The sequence below is a fragment of the Actinacidiphila polyblastidii genome, assembly GCF_036353415.1.
In the GTDB taxonomy this organism is placed as follows: domain Bacteria; phylum Actinomycetota; class Actinomycetes; order Streptomycetales; family Streptomycetaceae; genus Actinacidiphila; species Actinacidiphila polyblastidii.
In genome coordinates, this window is record NZ_JAZEWV010000002.1 from 97,569 (window position 1) to 114,044 (window position 16,476).

The following is a 16,476-nucleotide window of genomic DNA, read 5'->3' on the forward strand; positions in this document are numbered from 1 at the left end:
GTGGCGGACCCTAGGCGGGGTGGCGGTCCACCACGCGGTCGAACTGCGTGGTGGTGTGCCGCAGATGCGCCACCAGCTCGTCCCCGACCGCGGGCGGCGCCACGTCGCCCGGCAGGAAGAGGATCGACACCTGCATGTGCGGCGGCTCGGCGAACCAGCGCTGCTTGCCCGCCCACACGAACGGGGACAGGTTGCGGTTGACGGTGGCGAGGCCGGCCCGCGCGACGCCCTTGGCCCGCGGCATCAGCCCGTGCAGCGCCTTGGGCGCCTCCAGCCCGACGCCGTGCGAGGTGCCGCCTGCCACCACCACCAGGTGGCCGTCCGCCGCGGCCTTCTCCTGCCGGTAGCCGTACCGCTCCCCCTTGGCGATCCGGGTGACGTCCAGCACCGCGCCGCGGTACTCCGTCGCGTCGTGGTCGCCCAGCCACAGCCGTGTCCCTATCCGCGCCCGGAAGCGCGTCTGCGGGAACTGCTGCTGGAGCGTGGCCTGCTCGGCGGCCTTCAGGTGGCTGACGAACATGGTGTGCAGCGGCAGCCGGGCCGCCCGCAGCCGCTCCATCCACGCGAAGACCTCCTCCACCGCGTCGCTGCCGTCGGTGCGGTCCAGCGGCAGGTGGATGGCGAAGCCCTCAAGGCGGACGTCGTCGATCGCGGTGTGCAGCTTCACCAGGTCGTCCTCGGCGACGCCGTGGCGCCGCATGCTGCTCATCACCTCGATGACCACCCGGGCGCCGACCAGGCCGCGCACGCCCTCCACCGAGGAGACCGAGCGGATCGCCCGGTCGGGCAGCGGCACCGGCTCCTCGCCGAGCCGGTACGGCGTCAGCACCAGCAGGTCGCCGCTGAAGAAGTCCTTGATCCTGGCGGCCTCGTACGTCGTGCCGACGGCGAGCATGTCGGCGCGCAGCCGTGTCGCCTCGCCGGTGAGCCGCTCGTGGCCGAAGCCGTAGCCGTTCCCCTTGCACACGGGCACGATGCCCGGGAACTGGTCCACCACGGACTGCTGGTGGGCGCGCCAGCGCGCGGTGTCGACGTACAGGGTGAGCGCCATGGCCTGGTCAGACCCTTCCTTTCGGGGTGCCACCGGACTTCAGTCCAGGAGAGTCGGCCGGTCAGCGGCGCGACATGTAGATGTCGAGTGCCTTGTGCAGCAGCTTGTTCAGCGGGAAGTCCCACTCGCCCAAGTATTCGGCAGCCTGGCCGCCGGTGCCCACCTTGAACTGGATCAGACCGAAGAGGTGGTCGGTCTCGTCCAGGGAGTCGCTGATGCCGCGCAGGTCGTAGACGCTCGCGCCCATGGCGTACGCGTCGCGGAGCATCCGCCACTGCATCGCGTTGGACGGGCGCACCTCGCGCTTGTGGTTGGCCGAGGCGCCGTACGAGTACCAGACGTGCCGGCCGACGGTCAGCATGGTGGCCGCGGCCACCGCCTCGCCGTCGTGCACCGCCAGGTACAGCCGCATCCGGTTGGGGTCCTCGGTGTTCAGCGCCTTCCACATACGCTGGAAGTACGCCAGCGGCCGCGGCCGGAAGTGGTCGCGCTCCGCGGTGATCTCGTACAGCCGCTGCCACTCGGGCAGGTCGTCGTAGCCGCCCTGCACCACCTGGACGCCGGCCTTCTCGGCCTTCTTGATGTTGCGGCGCCACAGCTGGTTGAAGTTCTTCTGGATGTCGTCCAGCGACCGGTTCTCCAGCGGGACCTGGTAGACGTAGCGCGGCTGGACGTCGCCGAAGCCGGCGCCGCCGTCCTCGCCCTGCTGCCAGCCCATCCGGCGCAGCCGGTCGGCGACCTCGAAGGCGCGCGGCTCGATGAAGGTGGCCTCGACGTCGCGCAGCCGCTTCACGTCCGGGTCGGCGATGCCGGCCTTGACGGCGGTGGCGTCCCAGCGGCGGATGATGACCGGCGGGCCCATCTTGACGGTGAACGCGCCCTGCGACTTCAGGTGGGCGAGCATCGGCTGCAGCCACTCGTCGAGGTTCGGCGCGTACCAGTTGATGACCGGGCCCTCGGGCAGGTACGCGAGGTAGCGCTTGACCTTGGGGAGCTGGCGGTACAGGACCAGCCCCGCACCGACCATGTGGCCGCTCTTCTTGTCGAACCAGCCGAGGCTCTCCGAGCGCCACTCGTTCTTGACATCAGCCCATGCCGGGACCTGGCAGTGGCTCGCTGCGGGCAGGCTCTGGATGTACGCCAGATGCTGCTCGCGGCTGATGGTCCTCAGGGTCAGGCTCATGCGGGGCGCTCCCCATGCTCACGACTGCGGGCTTACTGGCCCGAAGCCTACTGTGCACGGGGAGCCTGGCCGCTACTGCCCGAGCGGGTGTCACCGCTACCAGAGGCCGCCGTGGGCCATCGCGAGATAGAAGCCGAATCCGGACATCCCCAGGCTGATGATCAGCACGAATCGTTCCGCGGTGGTCGCCGAGATGAACTGGCCGTAGGCGCCGGTCAGGATGCCCACGAGGCCCGTCCACGAGGTGAGGACGTGCAGGCTGTGGAAGGCCGCCGTGCTGACCGCGATGATCCCGAGCACCGCGGTCACGGCGACCAGGGTGTTCTCCAGGGGATGCGGCCGGCCGTCGGTGTTGAAGGTGAAGTGGTGAGTCCGTGCAGCGTGCTGCTGTGCCATGGGGCACCTCCGTGACGGAGTCGTGGCGCCCGGTAGCGCCTTACACACCCGATGTGTACAGATTGCGGGCATCCGGGGGCGGATTTCAACCCGGGGGGCGGTTGCGGGTAGCCTGTACGGTCTGCACCGGTGTCTGCCGGGCGTGTCGCCGTGGTCCGGTCACCTCCTCTTCTTTCGGGTGGGGAAGCCGGGCGGCGTTGTCAGTGCCCCGCGCTACCGTTGCGACGCAAAGCACAAACCCTCCTGCCACGGAAATGCCGTGGCCGCCTGAGTCCAAAGGAGGTGGGTTCCCTATGCGTCACTACGAGCTCATGCTCATTCTCGACCCCGATCTTGAGGAGCGCGCTGTCTCCCCCCTGATCGAGTCCTTCCTGTCCGTCGTCCGCAACGGCGGCGGCAGTGTGGAGAAGGTCGACACCTGGGGCCGTCGTCGTCTCGCCTATGAGATCAACAAGAAGCCCGAGGGCATCTACTCGGTCGTCGACCTGAAGGCCACGCCTGAGGTCGTCAAGGAGCTGGACCGTCAGCTCAACCTGAACGAGTCGGTGCTGCGGACCAAGGTCCTCCGTCCGGAACTGCACTAGTCCGGACTCCGAGTAGCAGTCACCAGCACAGCCCACAGCCAGTCGAGAGGTCATCCCAATGGCAGGCGAGACCGTCATCACGGTCGTCGGCAATCTCGTCGACGACCCCGAGCTGCGATTCACCCCGTCCGGTGCGGCGGTCGCGAAGTTCCGCGTCGCGTCCACTCCCCGCACCTTCGACCGTCAGACCAACGAGTGGAAGGACGGCGAGAGCCTCTTCCTCACCTGCTCGGTCTGGCGGCAGGCGGCGGAGAACGTCGCTGAGTCGCTTCAGCGCGGTATGCGCGTCATCGTCCAGGGCCGCCTGAAGCAGCGGTCCTACGACGACCGCGACGGCGTCAAGCGGACGGTCTACGAGCTGGATGTCGACGAGGTCGGCGCCAGCCTCCGGAGCGCCACGGCCAAGGTCACCAAGACCAGCGGCGGCGCGAGCCGCGGCGGTCAGCCGGGTGGCTACGGCGGTGGCGGCGGCCAGGGCCAGGGTGGCGGCGGCTGGAGCGGCGGCTCCGGTCAGCAGGGCGGCGGCGGTGCTCCCGCCGACGACCCCTGGGCCACCAGCGCGCCGGCCGGCGGGCAGGGCGGCGGAGGCAACTGGGGCGGCGGCTCCGGTTCCTCCTCCTCAGGCGGCGGCTACTCGGACGAGCCGCCCTTCTAGGGCGGATCCACCCCACTTCTTGATCGCATAGGAGAAAGTCACCATGGCGAAGCCGCCCCCGCGCAAGCCGAAGAAGAAGGTCTGCGCCTTCTGCAAGGACAAGACCGTGTACGTGGACTACAAGGACACCAACATGCTGCGGAAGTTCATTTCCGACCGCGGCAAGATCCGTGCCCGCCGCGTGACCGGCAACTGCACCCAGCACCAGCGTGACGTCGCCACGGCAGTGAAGAACAGCCGTGAGATGGCACTGCTGCCGTACACCTCGACCGCTCGATAAGGAAGGGTGACCGAAGCATGTCGAAGATCATCCTTACCAACGAGGTCAGCGGCCTGGGCGCCGCAGGCGACATCGTCGACGTCAAGCCGGGCTACGCCCGCAACTACCTGATCCCGCGTGGCTTCGCCATCGCGTGGACCAAGGGTGGCGAGAAGGACGTCGAGCAGATCCGCCGTGCGCGTCGTATCCGCGAGATCCACTCGCTCGACGACGCGAACGCCGTCAAGGCGCAGCTGCAGTCCGTCAAGGTCAAGCTGAGCACCCGCGCCGGTGACACCGGCCGTCTCTTCGGGTCCATCACCCCGGCCGACATCGCCTCGGCGATCAAGTCCGCGGGCGGCCCGGCAGTGGACAAGCGCCGGGTCGAGGTCGCCGCGCCGATCAAGACGCTCGGCGCCCACAAGGTGTCGGTGCGACTGCACGCCGAGGTCGAGGCCGTCCTCGACATCGAGGTCGTCGCCGCGTAAGGCACGCCGTTTGTTCGGCTCGTTCCGCTTGGTCTGTTTGTTCCACGTGGAACATCGAGGGCCGGTCACCCCGCACGGGGTGGCCGGCCCTCCGCCGTGTCCGGGCCGTGTCCGCGGGGCGGCCTAGCGAGCGGCGCCGGTGACCAGCCAGCGGCCGGAGCGGGCGCGCAGCGACAGCGCCACCAGCCGGGTCAGCATCATCAGCGCCATCGCCCACCAGAGCGCCGTGAGTCCCGCGCCGAGCGCCGGCACCGCCAGCGCGGCGGGCACGAAGACCGCCAGCGTCAGCAGCATCGACCAGGCCAGGTACGGACCGTCGCCCGCGCCCATCAGCACGCCGTCGAGGATGAACACCACCCCGCAGACGGGCTGCGCCAGGGCGACCACGAGCAGCGCGGCCGACAGCGCGTCCCGCACCGCCGGATCGGAGCTGAACATCGGCCCGATCAGCGGGCGGGCGAGTGCGACCAGCAGGCCCAGCACGACTCCGCACGCCACCCCCCACTGGATCATGCGGCGGCAGACGGCCCGCGCGCCCTCGGCGTCCTGCGCGCCGAGGTAGCGGCCGATGATCGCCTGGCCGGCGATGGCGATCGCGTCCAGGGCGAAGGCCAGCAGCGACCAGACGGTGAGGGTGATCTGGTGGGCGGCGATCTCGGTGTCGCCGAGCCCCGCGGCCACCGCGGTGGCGATCACCAGGACCGCCCGCAGGCTGACGGTGCGGACCAGCAGGGGCACGCCCGCGCGGGCGCAGGCCCTGATCCCGGCCGCGTCGGGGCGCAGCAGCGCCCACACCTCCGCGCGGCCGGCGCCCTCGCCCGGTGTGTCCCGGGCCTGGCGGGCGGCGCCGCGGACGACCACCCACAGGTAGACCGCGGCCATGCCGTTCTGGGCGATGACCGTGCCCCAGGCCGAGCCCGCGATGCCGAGGCCGGCGCCGTAGACCAGGACGGCGTTGAGCCCGGCGTTGGCGGTGAAGCCGGCGACGGCCACGTAGAGCGGCGTCCTGGTGTCCTGGAGGCCGCGCAGGACGCCGGTGGAGGCGAGGACCACCAGCATCGCGGGGATGCCGAGCGTGCTGATCCGCAGGTAGGTGACGGCGTACGGGGCCGCGGTGGGCGAGGCGCCACAGAGGTCGACGACGGCGGGTGCGGCGGGCAGCACCACGGCGATCGTGAGGGCGCCGAGCAGCAGCGCCAGCCAGATGCCGTCGATGCCCTGGCGCAGCGCGGCCGGCAGGTCGCCTGCGCCGACCCGGCGGGCGACCGCGGCGGTGGTGGCGTAGGCGAGGAAGACGAAGATGTTGACGGCGGTGGTCAGCAGCGCGGCGGCGACGCCCAGGCCGGCCAGCTGCGCGGTGCCGAGGTGGCCGACGACGGCACTGTCCGCCATGACGAAGAGCGGCTCGGCGACGAGAGCGCCGAACGCGGGCACGGCCAGTGCCAGGATCTCGCGGTCGTGCCGTCGCCGGACGGTGCGCAGGGGGCCGGTGGGGCCCTGTTGCCGCGAGGGTGCGGGGGGTTGCGTGACCGGGTTCACGGGAGACAGCGTAGTCGTCCACAAGTAAGAGGTGAAGTGTGAGTCTGGTCATTACAGATGACTGCGTAGAGTGATCTCCTCCGCGTCGTTTGTGGCGATCTTGATCCGAGGCAAAAAGTTTTTCTCCTGCACAGCCTATGGATGAAGAACATGCAGGTCGGAGGCGGTCGGCCGGGGCGATCAACTGCTTGTCCACAGCGCTGTCCCAAGGGCTGTACACAGGTTGGGGGCAGTTCTCCACAGGTATGCGGTGGCTGTCCACATGCCCTGTGGATAACCGGGTTGGTGCAGGTGCTCCGGGGGCCTACCGTGGACGCTCCCCGACCCGCCGCGCGCGAAGCTCGGGTGGGGCAATAAGTCTCCGGCTGGGACGTGAAAGAGTGGCACCCGCACGCGGGGTCCGGCCGGACCGGTCGGACGGGAGGGAGGTGGCGGCATGACCCAACCCGAACCCGCGGACGACCACTGGGCGGAGATGGCGTCCGACGGCCGCCCCGCCGTCAGTCCCTTCCGCAAGAAGAACAACCAGGACGATTCGGCAGGCCGTTTCTCCGACGGCGGCGGCTTCGAGCGCGTCCCCCCGCAGGACCTCGACGCGGAGCAGTCCGTGCTCGGCGGCATGCTGCTGTCCAAGGACGCCATCGCCGACGTCGTCGAGGTGCTCAAGGGCGCGGACTTCTACCGCCCCGCCCACGAGACCATCTACAGCGCGATCCTCGACCTCTACGCCCGCGGCGAGCCCGCCGACCCCATCACCACCGCGGCCGAGCTGACCAAGCGCGGCGAGATCGCCCGCGTCGGCGGCACCCCGTACCTGCACACGCTCGTCAACGCCGTGCCCACCGCGGCCAACGCCGAGTACTACGCCGAGATCGTCCACGAACGGGCGGTGCTGCGCCGCCTCGTCGAGGCCGGCACCCGGATCACGCAGATGGGGTACGCCGCCGACGGCGACGTCGACGAGATCGTCAACAACGCGCAGGCCGAGATCTACGCGGTCACCGAGCAGCGCACCTCGGAGGACTACCTCCCGCTCGGCGACATCATGGAGGGCGCGCTCGACGAGATCGAGGCGATCGGCTCCCGCAGCGGCCAGATGTCCGGCGTCCCCACCGGCTTCACCGACCTCGACTCCCTCACCAACGGCCTGCACCCCGGCCAGATGATCGTCATCGCCGCCCGCCCCGCGATGGGCAAGGCGCTGGCCCTGGACACCCCGCTCCCCACCCCCGGCGGCTGGACCACCATGGGCGAGGTCCAGGTCGGCGACCTGCTGCTGTCGGCCGAGGGACAGCCGACCCGGATCGTCGCCACCACCGAGGTGATGACCGGCCGCCCCTGCTACGAGGTCACCTTCGACGACGGCACCAAGGTCGTCGCGGACGCGGATCACCAGTGGCTCACCGAGACACGCGCCTCGCGGCGGTCGGCCCGGCAGGACGGCGGCGCCGTCAGGACCACCAAGGAGATCGCCGCGACCCTGCGGTGCACCGGTCCGGCGGACCGGCGGCTCAACCACTCGGTCGTCAACGCCACCCCCCTGGAGCTCCCCGATCGGGAGCTGCCCGTCTCCCCGCACACCCTCGGCGTCCGGCTGGGGGCCGAGGCGGGCGCGGCGGACGGGGAGGGGGCGATCCCCGCGGCATACCTGCGGGCGTCGGCCGCCCAGCGCACGGAACTGCTGCGCGGCCTGCTCGACTCCGCCGGCACGGTCACCGCGACCGGCTCGGCGCGGCTCGCGGTGAGCGGCCGCGCGCTGGCCGAGAGCGTCAGTGAACTGCTCACGAGCCTCGGCCACCGGTGCCGGACCACGGCCAGGCGGGTGCGGGGCCGTACCGGCGAGCCCGCCACCGTCCACACCGTCGCCTTCACCACGGCCGGGCGCACCCGCCGGTTCATCACCGAGGTGCGCGAGATCGAGAGCGTCCCGGTGCGCTGCGTCGAGGTGGACAACCCGCGCCACCTCTACCTGGCGACACGCTCGATGGTGCCCACCCACAACAGCACCCTCGCGCTGGACTTCGCGCGCACCTGCTCCATCGCCCACAAGATGCCGAGCGTCATCTTCTCCCTGGAGATGGGCCGCAACGAGATCGCGATGCGCCTGCTGTCCGCCGAGGCGCGGGTGGCGCTGCACCACATGCGCTCCGGCACGATGACCGACGACGACTGGACGAAGGTCGCGCGCCGGATGTCGGACGTCACCGAGGCACCGCTGTACATCGACGACTCGCCGAACCTGTCGATGATGGAGATCCGGGCCAAGTGCCGCCGCCTCAAGCAGCGCAACGACCTGCGGCTCGTCGTCATCGACTACCTCCAGCTGATGCAGTCGGGCGGCTCGCGCCGCGCGGAGAGCCGCCAGCAGGAGGTCTCCGACATGTCCCGGAACCTCAAGCTCCTGGCCAAGGAGCTCGAAGTGCCGGTCATCGCGCTCTCCCAGCTCAACCGTGGCCCCGAACAGCGCACCGACAAACGCCCGATGGTCTCCGACCTGCGCGAGTCCGGTTCCATCGAGCAGGACGCCGACATGGTGATCCTGCTGCACCGCGAGGACGCCTACGAGAAGGAGTCCCCCCGCGCCGGCGAGGCCGACCTCATCGTCGCCAAGCACCGCAACGGCCCCACCGCGACCATCACGGTCGCCTTCCAGGGCCACTACTCCCGCTTCGTGGACATGGCCCAGACCTGAGGTCGCGGTGTGTGGCTCGCGCGGCGCCGGCCGGGGCCGGGGAGCATGGGGAAGACTCGGCGGCGGTGTCGAGAACCCGTGGCCGGCTCCGTCCCCGCGGTGAACGCGACCACGAGGGTCGCACGAGCGAGGAGAGCGACGATGGCCAAGTACCTGCTGCTCAAGCACTACCGCGGCGCCCCGGCTTCGGTCAACGATGTGCCGATGGCGAAGTGGACGCCGGAGGAGATCTCGGCCCACGTGGGGTACATGAACGACTTCGCGGCGCGGCTCGAGGGGACCGGGGAGTTCGTCGACAGCCAGGCGCTCTCCCCGGAGGGGACCTTCGTCCGGTACGACGGCGAGGGGCGGCCGCCGGTCACCGACGGCCCGTTCGCCGAGACCAAGGACCTCATCGCCGGCTGGATGGTGATCGACGTCGACAGCTACGCGCGCGCCGTCGAGCTGGCCGGGGAGCTGTCGGCCGCTCCCGGGGCGGGCGGGCGGCCGATCCACGAGTGGCTGGAGCTCCGGCCGTTCCTGGGCGAGCACCCCACCATCACGGAGTGACGCGTCGATGAACGAGGCGCTGGTCCGGAGCCTCACGCCGGGCGTGCTCGCCGTCCTCGTCCGCCGCGGAGCCGACTTCGCGGCGGCCGAGGACGCCGTCCAGGACGCCCTGGTCGAAGCGGTCCGCGGCTGGCCCGCCGACCCGCCGCGGGACCCGAAGGGCTGGCTGGTCACGGTGGCCTGGCGCAAGTTCCTCGACGCCACCCGCGCGGACGCGGCCCGCCGCCGGCGGGAGACCCGCGTCGGTGAGGAGCCGGCGCCGGGGTCCGCGACCGCGGTGGACGACACGCTCCAGCTCTACTTTCTGTGCGCGCACCCCTCGCTGACGCCGGCTTCGGCCGTCGCGCTCACGCTGCGCGCGGTGGGCGGCCTGACCACCCGGCAGATCGCCCGCGCCTACCTGGTGCCCGAGGCGACGATGGCGCAGCGCATCAGCCGGGCCAAACGCACCGTCTCCGAGGTGCGGCTCGACCAGCCCGGCGACGTCGCCACCGTGCTGCGCGTCCTCTACCTGGTCTTCAACGAGGGCTACTCCGGCGACGTCGACCTCGCGGCCGAGGCGATCCGGCTCACCCGGCAGCTCGCGGCGGTGATCGACCACCCCGAGGTGGCGGGGCTGCTCGCCCTGATGCTGCTCCACCACGCCCGGCGCGCGGGCCGGACGGCGCAGGACGGCAGCCTGGTGCCGCTCGCCGCGCAGGACCGCGGCCGGTGGGACACCGCGTCGATCGCCGAGGGCGTCGAGATCCTGCAGGCGGCCCTCGCCCGCGACCGGCTGGGCGAGTTCCAGGCCCAGGCGGCCATCGCGGCCCTCCACGCCGACGCGCCCACCGCCGAGGAGACCGACTGGGTGCAGATCGTCGAGTGGTACGACGAACTGACCCGCCTGACCGCCAGTCCGGTCGTCCGGCTCAACCGCGCGGTCGCCGTCGGGGAGGCCGACGGACCGCGCGCCGGCCTGGCGGCGCTCGCCGCACTGGACGCCTCCCTGCCCCGCCGCACCGCGGTGGCGGCGTACCTCCACGAGCGCGACGGCGACCTGGCGGCGGCGGCACGGCTGTACGCCGAGGCGGCCCACCTGGCGCCGAACCTCGCCGAGCGCGACCACCTGACCCGCCAGGCCGCCCGCCTCAACGCCCGCCTCGAAGACCGTGCCGAAGACCGCCGCGGCGACCGCTGATCCCGCTGACGGATCGCGCGGAGAGCCGCCGGCGCCACTATGGTGGCCCGATGGCGTCGATCAAGAAGTTCCAGGTCACCTTCGACTGCGCGGAGCCGGAGCGCGTCGCTCGTTTCTGGTGCGAGGTGCTGGGGTACGTGGTGCCGCCCCCGCCGGAGGGGTTCGCCTCATGGGACGCGTTCGATCGCTCGCTGCCCGCGGAGCGCCAGGGCTCCGCGTTCGCCTGCGTCGACCCCTCGGGTGAGGGGCCGCGGCTGTTCTTCCAGCGGGTTCCCGAGGGCAGGGTCGTCAAGAACCGGGTGCACCTCGACGTGCGCGTCGGCACCGGGCTGGCGGGGGACGAGCGGCTCGCCGCGCTGCAGGCCGAATGCGACCGGCTGCTGGCGCTCGGCGCGAGCCTCGTGCAGGTGCTGCGTGCCGACGGCTTCAACGAGTCGTGCATCGCGATGCAGGACATCGAGGGCAACGAGTTCTGCCTCGACTGACGCCCCGCGACCACCCGCCGAGCCCGCCCACGCCCCCTCACCCCGTGACGGCCTCCGCCACCCGCCGCGCGGCCTGCGCAGGGGTGAGGTGGGTGGTGTCGACGACCTCCGCCTCGCTGTGCAGCCAGGTGCGCGCCGCCTCGGCGTAGGGCTCGAGGTACTTGAGGCGGAAGGTGGAGGGCCCCAGGAGGGCGTCCCCCTCGATGCGCCCGCGCAGCGTCGCCTGGTCGGCGTGCAGGACGAAGTGCCGCACCGGGATGGCGTACTGGGCGAGGCCCGCGCTGATCTCGCGCCAGTACGGCTCGACCAGGACGGTCATGGGCATCACCAGAACACCGCCGGTGTAGGCGAGTACCCGGTGGGCGGTCTCGACGACGAGCTGCCGCCACGGCGGCCAGTGCTGGAAGTTGTCGGTGCCGGGCAGTCCCGGGCTGATGTCCATGAGCGTCTCGCCGACCTTCTCGGCGTCGAGCACCCGTGAGTCCGGGATCAGTTGCTGTACGAGCGCGCTGGTCGTCGTCTTGCCCGCGCCGTGGGTCCCGTTGAGCCACACAATCATGGCCCGAGGTTAGTGCGATGCGTCAGGCGGGCGTCCGGCGGCGTCCGGAGTGGCGGGAAGCCGCCGCGTCAGTCGAGGGTCCAGCGGGTCTGGGCGTAGGTGGGGCCCTTGCGGAAGGCGTGGACGGCGGCGGGTCGGACGGCGTAGACGGTGGCGAGGCCGCCGCCGGGGTGCCAGAAGGAGTCGTCGCGGACCTCGTACCGCCAGACCTCGCCGTATTTGCGCAGCCAGGCCGCGGCGAGGTGCTCCAGGCGGGCGGTGTCGGTGACGCGGGTCGCCTCACCTTCGAGGACGACGTCCAGGCCCTCGTCGAGAGCGTTGGCGCCGGTGGTCAGGGCGACGTGGCGGTGCGCGGCGAGGTTGCGGGACTTCTGCTCCCGCTCGCCGGTGGAGAAGTGCAGGGCGGACGCGTCCCAGATCGCGATCAGCGGGGTGACGTGCGGGCGGCCGTCGGCCCGCACGGTCGTCAGCCAGTACGTCTGCGCGGTGTCGAGCGCCTCGCGGACCTCCTCCCACCGGCTGGGCTCCGCCCTGGGATCGCTGTAGCGGGCGTCGAGCGTGCCCTCGGGCATGGCCGGTTCGCTCATGGCGTGCACCTCCGTCGCAGGTGCCGGCTCCGTCCGGGCCGGCGGTTCCAGCCTGCCGGACGCCACTGACAGCGGCGTCAGGACGCTCCGGACGCGCCGGTCAGCGTCGCCTTGATGCGCGCGCGGGCGAACGCGCGGGCCGCCTGCGCCCGGCGCAGCCGCCGGTGGGCGGGCAGCGGGAGCGGCCGGCCGTAGCGGCGGGCGCGGATGTCGGCGACCACCGCGGGCGGTGCGCCGAGCCGGGCGAGGACGTCGAGGGCCTCGCCCTTGGTGATCAGCCGGCCGTCGTCGAGGGTGACGGTGGCGCGCGCCACCGTCAGCAGGCCGAGGTCGACCCACACGTCCTGGAGCCAGCGGACGGGCATGGCGGTGGCGGGCAGCCAGAAGGTGCGCAGGTCGGTGCGGACGAACGCGGCCAGCTCGGCGTCGGAGACCTCCGGGAGGAGCGCGCGGGGCGGCGGGCCGAAGAGCGTGTGGTCGCCGGTGTGCAGCTCACGCCGGCTCACCTCGGTGACCGGACGCGCCGTCAGCTCCCGGTGCGCCCAGGTGAGATGGCTGACGGCTGGATCGCCGATCGCCTCAACCACGACGTACGAGCAGTGCAGCTTCGCGGCCAGCGGCTCCTCGGCGTCCAGCCGGGCGTGCAGCGCGCCGAGCGCGGTGCGCTGCGGGCCGGTGACGGGGGCGGCGACGACGGCGATCATGTCGAGGTCGCTGCGGCCGGGCTGGAAGTCGCCCAGGGCGAGCGAGCCGTGCGCCCACAGGGCGGTCAGCGGCACCGCCTCGCGCAGGCCGCCGAGGAAACGGTTCAGAAGTGCGTGTACCGCATCGCTCATGGCACGACTGTTCCACGGCGGGGAGCCCTGGTGCCAGGTGCGGAAAGGGGCCGCCCCCGTGCCTGGCGGGCACGGGGGTGGCCGGGGTCGCGCCGGTGCGGTTCACCCGCTGGTCAGGAGGGGATCAGGTGGGGATCGGGTCGGGGATCACGCCGGGATCAGGTGGCGGTCCAGACGAAGGTGGCCGCGCCGGTGGCTCCGGCGGTGTTCTTCGCGGTGACCGTCACGGTATACGTGCCGCGTGCGGCGGCCGCGCCGGTGAAGCGGCCGGCGGCGTCCAGGGAGACGCCCGGCGGGAGGCCGGTCGCCGTCCAGGCGGTGCCGGCGGCCGCGTTCGGGTCGTAGGTCCAGCCGACCCGCTTGCCGACCGGGCTGCTCATGCCGTGCGGGTTGGGCAGGGCGAGCGGTGCGGCGGTGGCGGCGGGCGCCGTCTCCGCCTTGCTGAGGGCGGCGGCCACCGCCCCGTTGACGGTGGTCGGCACCGAGAGGGTGCCGCTGACCGGCAGGTTCCGCGAGGAGTCGCCGAGCAGGACCTGGTAGGTGCCGGCGGCGGTGGTCCAGTTGTTGCTGCCGGTGTTCCAGTAAGCCAGGTCGTGGGTGCTGACGGTGAAGGTCAGCGTCTGCGACTGGCCGGGGTTGAGCGTCACCCGCTGGTAGCCGCGCAGCTGGTGCACGGGCTCACCGGTGGACGCCGGATCGCCGACGTAGAGCTGCGCCACGTCGGTGCCGGCCCGCGTGCCGGTGTTGGTGACGGTCACATGGACGGTCGCGTTCCCTCCGGACAGCGCCCCCACCTGGAGGTTGCTGAACCCGAAGGTGGTGTACGACAGGCCGAAGCCGAACGGGAAGAGCGGTGCGATGTTCTTCGCGTCGTACCAGCGGTAGCCGACGTTCAGCCCTTCGCTGTACTGGACCTGCCCGTTGGTGCCCGGCCACTGCGCCGGGGTGTTCGCGGGCACGTCCGCCAGTGACTTGGGGAAGGTCACGGGCAGCTTGCCCGACGGGTTGACGTCGCCGAAGATCAGCGCAGCCATCGCGGTGCCGATCTGCTGGCCGGGGTAGAACGCCTCGAAGACGCCGGCGACCGAGTTCAGCCACGGCATGTTGATCGCCGAGTTGTTGTTCAGCACCACGATGGTGTGCGGGTTGGCCGCCGCCACCTGGGCGATCATGTCGTTCTGGCTGACGCTGCCGCCGCCGTTGTTCGGCAGGTCGAGGGTGGTGCTGTCGTGCTCCTCGTTGCCGTAGTTGTCCGACGCGTAGACGATCGCCACGTCGGAGGAGCGGGCCAGGGTGACCGCCGAGGCGAGGTTGTTCGCGTCGTTGTACTGGACGGTGGTGCCGGTGCCCGCGACCCGGTTCTGGATGCCGGTGATCGGCCAGACGGTGCCGGAGCTGGTCGTGGTGGCGCTGCCGCCGCCGATGGACTGCACGCCCGCGCCGCCGTCCCAGCCGATCACCGCGATCGAGTGGGTGGTGGAGGTGGACAGCGGCAGCACGCCGTTGTTCTTCAGCAGCACCGCGCCCTCCTCGGCGCCCTGGAGGGCGACCTGCACGTGCGCCGGGGTGGTGACGGTCGCGTCGCGCGAGCCGCTCGGCGCCTTGTCGAAGAGGCCGAAGGCGAAGAACTGGGTGAGCAGCCTGCTGACCATGGTGTTGAGCGTGGTCTGGCTGACGGTGCCGTTGGCCACCGCCTGGGCGAGGAAGTCCGCGAAGAAGTACCCGTTGGGCATCTCCACGGTCAGGCCCGCGTTCGCGGACTCCACCGTCGAGTGGGTGCCGCCCCAGTCGCTGGTGATGAAGCCGCCGAAGTTCGCCTGCTGGTAGAGCCCGGTGTTCATCAGATCCGGGTTCTGGCAGGCCGGCACGCTGTTGACGACGCTGTACGCGCACATCGCCGCGGCCGGCGAGCCCTGCTGGACGGCTGCCTGGAAGGCCGGCAGGTACAGCTCCTGCATGGTGCGCTTGTCCACGACGACGGAGCCCGCCGGGTTCTCGATGTTGTAGACGGCCACGTGCTTCATCTCGGCCATCACGCCCTGGCTCTGGATGCCGCGGATGTCCGCGGAGGCCATCTGCCCGTTCAGGTACGGGTCCTCGCCGAAGGTCTCGAAGGCGCGTCCCCAGCGCGGGTCGCGCACGATGTTCAGCGTCGGGCCGAGTGCGACCTGCACCCCCTTGCCGGCGAACTCCGCGCCGATCGCGGCGCCGTACTGCTGCTCCAGGGCGTTGTCCCAGGTCGCCGCGGACGCGTTGGCGGACGGCATCTGGGTGACGCCGCCGAGTCCGTCGCCGACGCCGTGCGGACCGTCCTGCAGCCCGATGTTCGGGATGCACAGCGACGGGATGCCGGTGATGTTGCCGATGTACGGGGTCGCGTTGTTGTTTCCGTGCAGGATGGACACCTTCTGGGCGGTGGTCATCTGCGCCATGACCTGCTGCACGCGGGTGGCCACCGGTGCGGTGGACCCCACCCAGGGGCAGTCGCCGTTGCCACCGCCGGGCGGCGGGGTGGTGGTGCCGGTGCCGCCGGGCGTCAGCAGGGTGAACTCCCAGAGGGAGTAGCCGTACTGGGTGGCGCGGACGGTGCCGTACATCCGCACGTAGCGGCCGGTGGCGTTGAAGGAGAGGTTCTCCACGCCGCCGGGGCCGGTGGCGGTCGAGTAGACGGTGTTCCACGTGGAACCGTTGTCCGAGACCTGGATCTGGTACGCCTTCGCGTACGCCGTCTCCCAGGTCAGCTGGGCGCCGCAGACGGCCTGCGAGGAGCCGAGGTCGACCTGGAGCCACTGCGGGTCGGACGCCGCGCTGGACCAGCGGGTGCCGGCGTTGCCGTCGAAGGCCGCGGAGGCCGGGGTGCCGGCGTTCTCCGTGGAGGACGCGGTGGCCGGCTTGCCGAGGGCCGCGGTGGTGGTGGCGCAGGTGGCGGGCGGCGTGGTGCCGCCGGAACCGCCGTAGACCTGGAACTCCCAGAGCGAGTAGCCCCACTGGCTTCCGCGTGCGGTGCCGTACATCCGCACGTAGCGGCCGGTGCCGGTGACGGCGAGCGTCTGGGTGCCGCCGGTGCCGGTGGTCGTGGAGTAGATCGTGTTCCACGTGGAACCGTTGTCCGAGACCTGGATCTGGAACGCCTTGCCGTAGGCGGTCTCCCAGGTGAGGACGACCTGGGTGATCGGCTGCGAGGAGCCGAGGTCGACCTGGAGCCACTGCGGATCGGACGCGGCGCTGGACCAGCGGGTGCCCGGATCGCCGTCCACCGCCGCGCTCGCGGTGAAGGGGTCCTGGACGGACGAGGCCGTCGCGGGCTTGCCCTGCGAGAGCAGGGTGGGCGTCGCGGCGTGGGAGGCGGTGGGCACCAGCGACAGGAAGGCTGCGGCGAGGAGCCCCATGGCCAGCAGCAGAATGCCCTGCGGTGATCGTCGGAAACGTTTAC

Annotated in this window: 16 protein-coding genes; 8 read left to right on the top strand and 8 right to left on the bottom strand. The window is 71.6% G+C overall.

Features of this window, described 5'->3' with window-relative positions:
- Positions 1–10 precede the first annotated feature (10 nt).
- From V2S66_RS03655 to V2S66_RS03665, 3 genes are all read right to left on the bottom strand, one after another.
- Entirely contained in the window at positions 11–1,051 is a 1,041-nt protein-coding gene (locus V2S66_RS03655; protein ID WP_330792959.1) for an alanine racemase, read from the bottom strand.
- 61 nt (positions 1,052–1,112) lie between these two features.
- Complete coding sequence (locus tag V2S66_RS03660) at positions 1,113–2,234, bottom strand: lipid II:glycine glycyltransferase FemX (RefSeq protein ID WP_330792960.1); 1,122 nt, start codon at positions 2,232–2,234, stop codon at positions 1,113–1,115.
- A gap of 96 nt (positions 2,235–2,330) precedes the next feature.
- Positions 2,331–2,630 carry a hypothetical protein gene (locus tag V2S66_RS03665; RefSeq protein ID WP_330792961.1) on the bottom strand — a complete coding sequence of 100 codons (300 nt, stop codon included), beginning with the start codon at positions 2,628–2,630 and terminating at the stop codon, positions 2,331–2,333.
- Between the two features lie 293 nt (positions 2,631–2,923).
- On the opposite strand from V2S66_RS03665, the gene rpsF reads away from it, so the two are divergent.
- The 4 genes from rpsF to rplI are packed head-to-tail and all read left to right on the top strand — an operon-like array spanning position 2,924 to position 4,616.
- Complete coding sequence (rpsF, locus tag V2S66_RS03670) at positions 2,924–3,214, top strand: 30S ribosomal protein S6 (RefSeq protein WP_205045254.1); 291 nt, start codon at positions 2,924–2,926, stop codon at positions 3,212–3,214.
- A 58-nt stretch (positions 3,215–3,272) separates the two neighbouring features.
- Positions 3,273–3,869: a single-stranded DNA-binding protein gene (locus V2S66_RS03675; protein WP_330792962.1), complete on the top strand. Its 597-nt coding sequence runs from the start codon at positions 3,273–3,275 to the stop codon at positions 3,867–3,869.
- Between the two features lie 43 nt (positions 3,870–3,912).
- The gene (gene rpsR, locus V2S66_RS03680; RefSeq protein ID WP_031512678.1) at positions 3,913–4,149 is read left to right on the top strand and encodes a 30S ribosomal protein S18; all 237 of its coding nucleotides are present in this window, start codon (positions 3,913–3,915) and stop codon (positions 4,147–4,149) included.
- 17 nt (positions 4,150–4,166) lie between these two features.
- Positions 4,167–4,616 (top strand): 50S ribosomal protein L9, encoded by a 450-nt coding sequence (rplI, locus tag V2S66_RS03685; RefSeq protein ID WP_330792963.1) that lies wholly within the window; start codon positions 4,167–4,169, stop codon positions 4,614–4,616.
- Between the two features lie 123 nt (positions 4,617–4,739).
- Here the strand turns inward: rplI and V2S66_RS03690 are convergent, their stop codons facing one another.
- Positions 4,740–6,098, bottom strand: a complete 1,359-nt coding sequence (locus tag V2S66_RS03690) for an MATE family efflux transporter (RefSeq protein ID WP_330793223.1) — start codon at positions 6,096–6,098, stop codon at positions 4,740–4,742.
- A gap of 676 nt (positions 6,099–6,774) precedes the next feature.
- On the opposite strand from V2S66_RS03690, the gene dnaB reads away from it, so the two are divergent.
- The 4 genes from dnaB to V2S66_RS03710 all read left to right on the top strand — a co-directional run bounded on the left by dnaB (position 6,775) and on the right by V2S66_RS03710 (position 11,061).
- The gene (gene dnaB, locus V2S66_RS03695; protein ID WP_413966290.1) at positions 6,775–8,847 is read left to right on the top strand and encodes a replicative DNA helicase; all 2,073 of its coding nucleotides are present in this window, start codon (positions 6,775–6,777) and stop codon (positions 8,845–8,847) included.
- Positions 8,848–8,988: 141 nt separating this feature from the next.
- On the top strand, positions 8,989–9,396 hold the full coding sequence (locus tag V2S66_RS03700; RefSeq protein ID WP_330792965.1) for a YciI family protein: 408 nt from the start codon (positions 8,989–8,991) through the stop codon (positions 9,394–9,396).
- 7 nt (positions 9,397–9,403) lie between these two features.
- Positions 9,404–10,576: an RNA polymerase sigma factor gene (locus V2S66_RS03705; protein ID WP_330792966.1), complete on the top strand. Its 1,173-nt coding sequence runs from the start codon at positions 9,404–9,406 to the stop codon at positions 10,574–10,576.
- Positions 10,577–10,626: 50 nt separating this feature from the next.
- A complete protein-coding gene (locus V2S66_RS03710) occupies positions 10,627–11,061 on the top strand; it encodes a VOC family protein (protein WP_330792967.1) in 435 nt (144 codons plus the stop codon).
- A 37-nt stretch (positions 11,062–11,098) separates the two neighbouring features.
- On the opposite strand, the gene V2S66_RS03715 is transcribed toward V2S66_RS03710, so the two are convergent.
- The 4 genes from V2S66_RS03715 to V2S66_RS03730 form a co-directional block, all read right to left on the bottom strand.
- The gene (locus V2S66_RS03715) at positions 11,099–11,620 is read right to left on the bottom strand and encodes an AAA family ATPase (RefSeq protein ID WP_330792968.1); all 522 of its coding nucleotides are present in this window, start codon (positions 11,618–11,620) and stop codon (positions 11,099–11,101) included.
- A 68-nt stretch (positions 11,621–11,688) separates the two neighbouring features.
- Positions 11,689–12,207, bottom strand: a complete 519-nt coding sequence (locus V2S66_RS03720) for a pyridoxamine 5'-phosphate oxidase family protein (protein WP_330792969.1) — start codon at positions 12,205–12,207, stop codon at positions 11,689–11,691.
- A 77-nt stretch (positions 12,208–12,284) separates the two neighbouring features.
- On the bottom strand, positions 12,285–13,043 hold the full coding sequence (locus tag V2S66_RS03725; protein ID WP_330792970.1) for a nucleotidyltransferase: 759 nt from the start codon (positions 13,041–13,043) through the stop codon (positions 12,285–12,287).
- Positions 13,044–13,201: 158 nt separating this feature from the next.
- Entirely contained in the window at positions 13,202–16,432 is a 3,231-nt protein-coding gene (locus V2S66_RS03730; RefSeq protein WP_330792971.1) for a discoidin domain-containing protein, read from the bottom strand.
- Positions 16,433–16,476 lie beyond the last annotated feature (44 nt).

Excerpts from the sequence above, each read along its gene's own strand:
- V2S66_RS03655 (WP_330792959.1), bottom strand. The coding sequence starts at position 1,051 with ATGGCGCTCACCCTGTACGTCGACACCGCGCGCTGGCGCGCCCACCAG.
- V2S66_RS03660 (WP_330792960.1), bottom strand. The coding sequence starts at position 2,234 with ATGAGCCTGACCCTGAGGACCATCAGCCGCGAGCAGCATCTGGCGTAC.
- V2S66_RS03665 (WP_330792961.1), bottom strand. The coding sequence starts at position 2,630 with ATGGCACAGCAGCACGCTGCACGGACTCACCACTTCACCTTCAACACC.
- rpsF (WP_205045254.1), top strand. The coding sequence starts at position 2,924 with ATGCGTCACTACGAGCTCATGCTCATTCTCGACCCCGATCTTGAGGAG.
- V2S66_RS03675 (WP_330792962.1), top strand. The coding sequence starts at position 3,273 with ATGGCAGGCGAGACCGTCATCACGGTCGTCGGCAATCTCGTCGACGAC.
- rpsR (WP_031512678.1), top strand. The coding sequence starts at position 3,913 with ATGGCGAAGCCGCCCCCGCGCAAGCCGAAGAAGAAGGTCTGCGCCTTC.
- rplI (WP_330792963.1), top strand. The coding sequence starts at position 4,167 with ATGTCGAAGATCATCCTTACCAACGAGGTCAGCGGCCTGGGCGCCGCA.
- dnaB (WP_413966290.1), top strand. The coding sequence starts at position 6,775 with ATGCTGCTGTCCAAGGACGCCATCGCCGACGTCGTCGAGGTGCTCAAG.
- V2S66_RS03700 (WP_330792965.1), top strand. The coding sequence starts at position 8,989 with ATGGCCAAGTACCTGCTGCTCAAGCACTACCGCGGCGCCCCGGCTTCG.
- V2S66_RS03705 (WP_330792966.1), top strand. The coding sequence starts at position 9,404 with ATGAACGAGGCGCTGGTCCGGAGCCTCACGCCGGGCGTGCTCGCCGTC.
- V2S66_RS03710 (WP_330792967.1), top strand. The coding sequence starts at position 10,627 with ATGGCGTCGATCAAGAAGTTCCAGGTCACCTTCGACTGCGCGGAGCCG.
- V2S66_RS03715 (WP_330792968.1), bottom strand. The coding sequence starts at position 11,620 with ATGATTGTGTGGCTCAACGGGACCCACGGCGCGGGCAAGACGACGACC.
- V2S66_RS03720 (WP_330792969.1), bottom strand. The coding sequence starts at position 12,207 with ATGAGCGAACCGGCCATGCCCGAGGGCACGCTCGACGCCCGCTACAGC.
- V2S66_RS03725 (WP_330792970.1), bottom strand. The coding sequence starts at position 13,043 with ATGAGCGATGCGGTACACGCACTTCTGAACCGTTTCCTCGGCGGCCTG.
- V2S66_RS03730 (WP_330792971.1), bottom strand. The coding sequence starts at position 16,432 with ATGGGGCTCCTCGCCGCAGCCTTCCTGTCGCTGGTGCCCACCGCCTCC.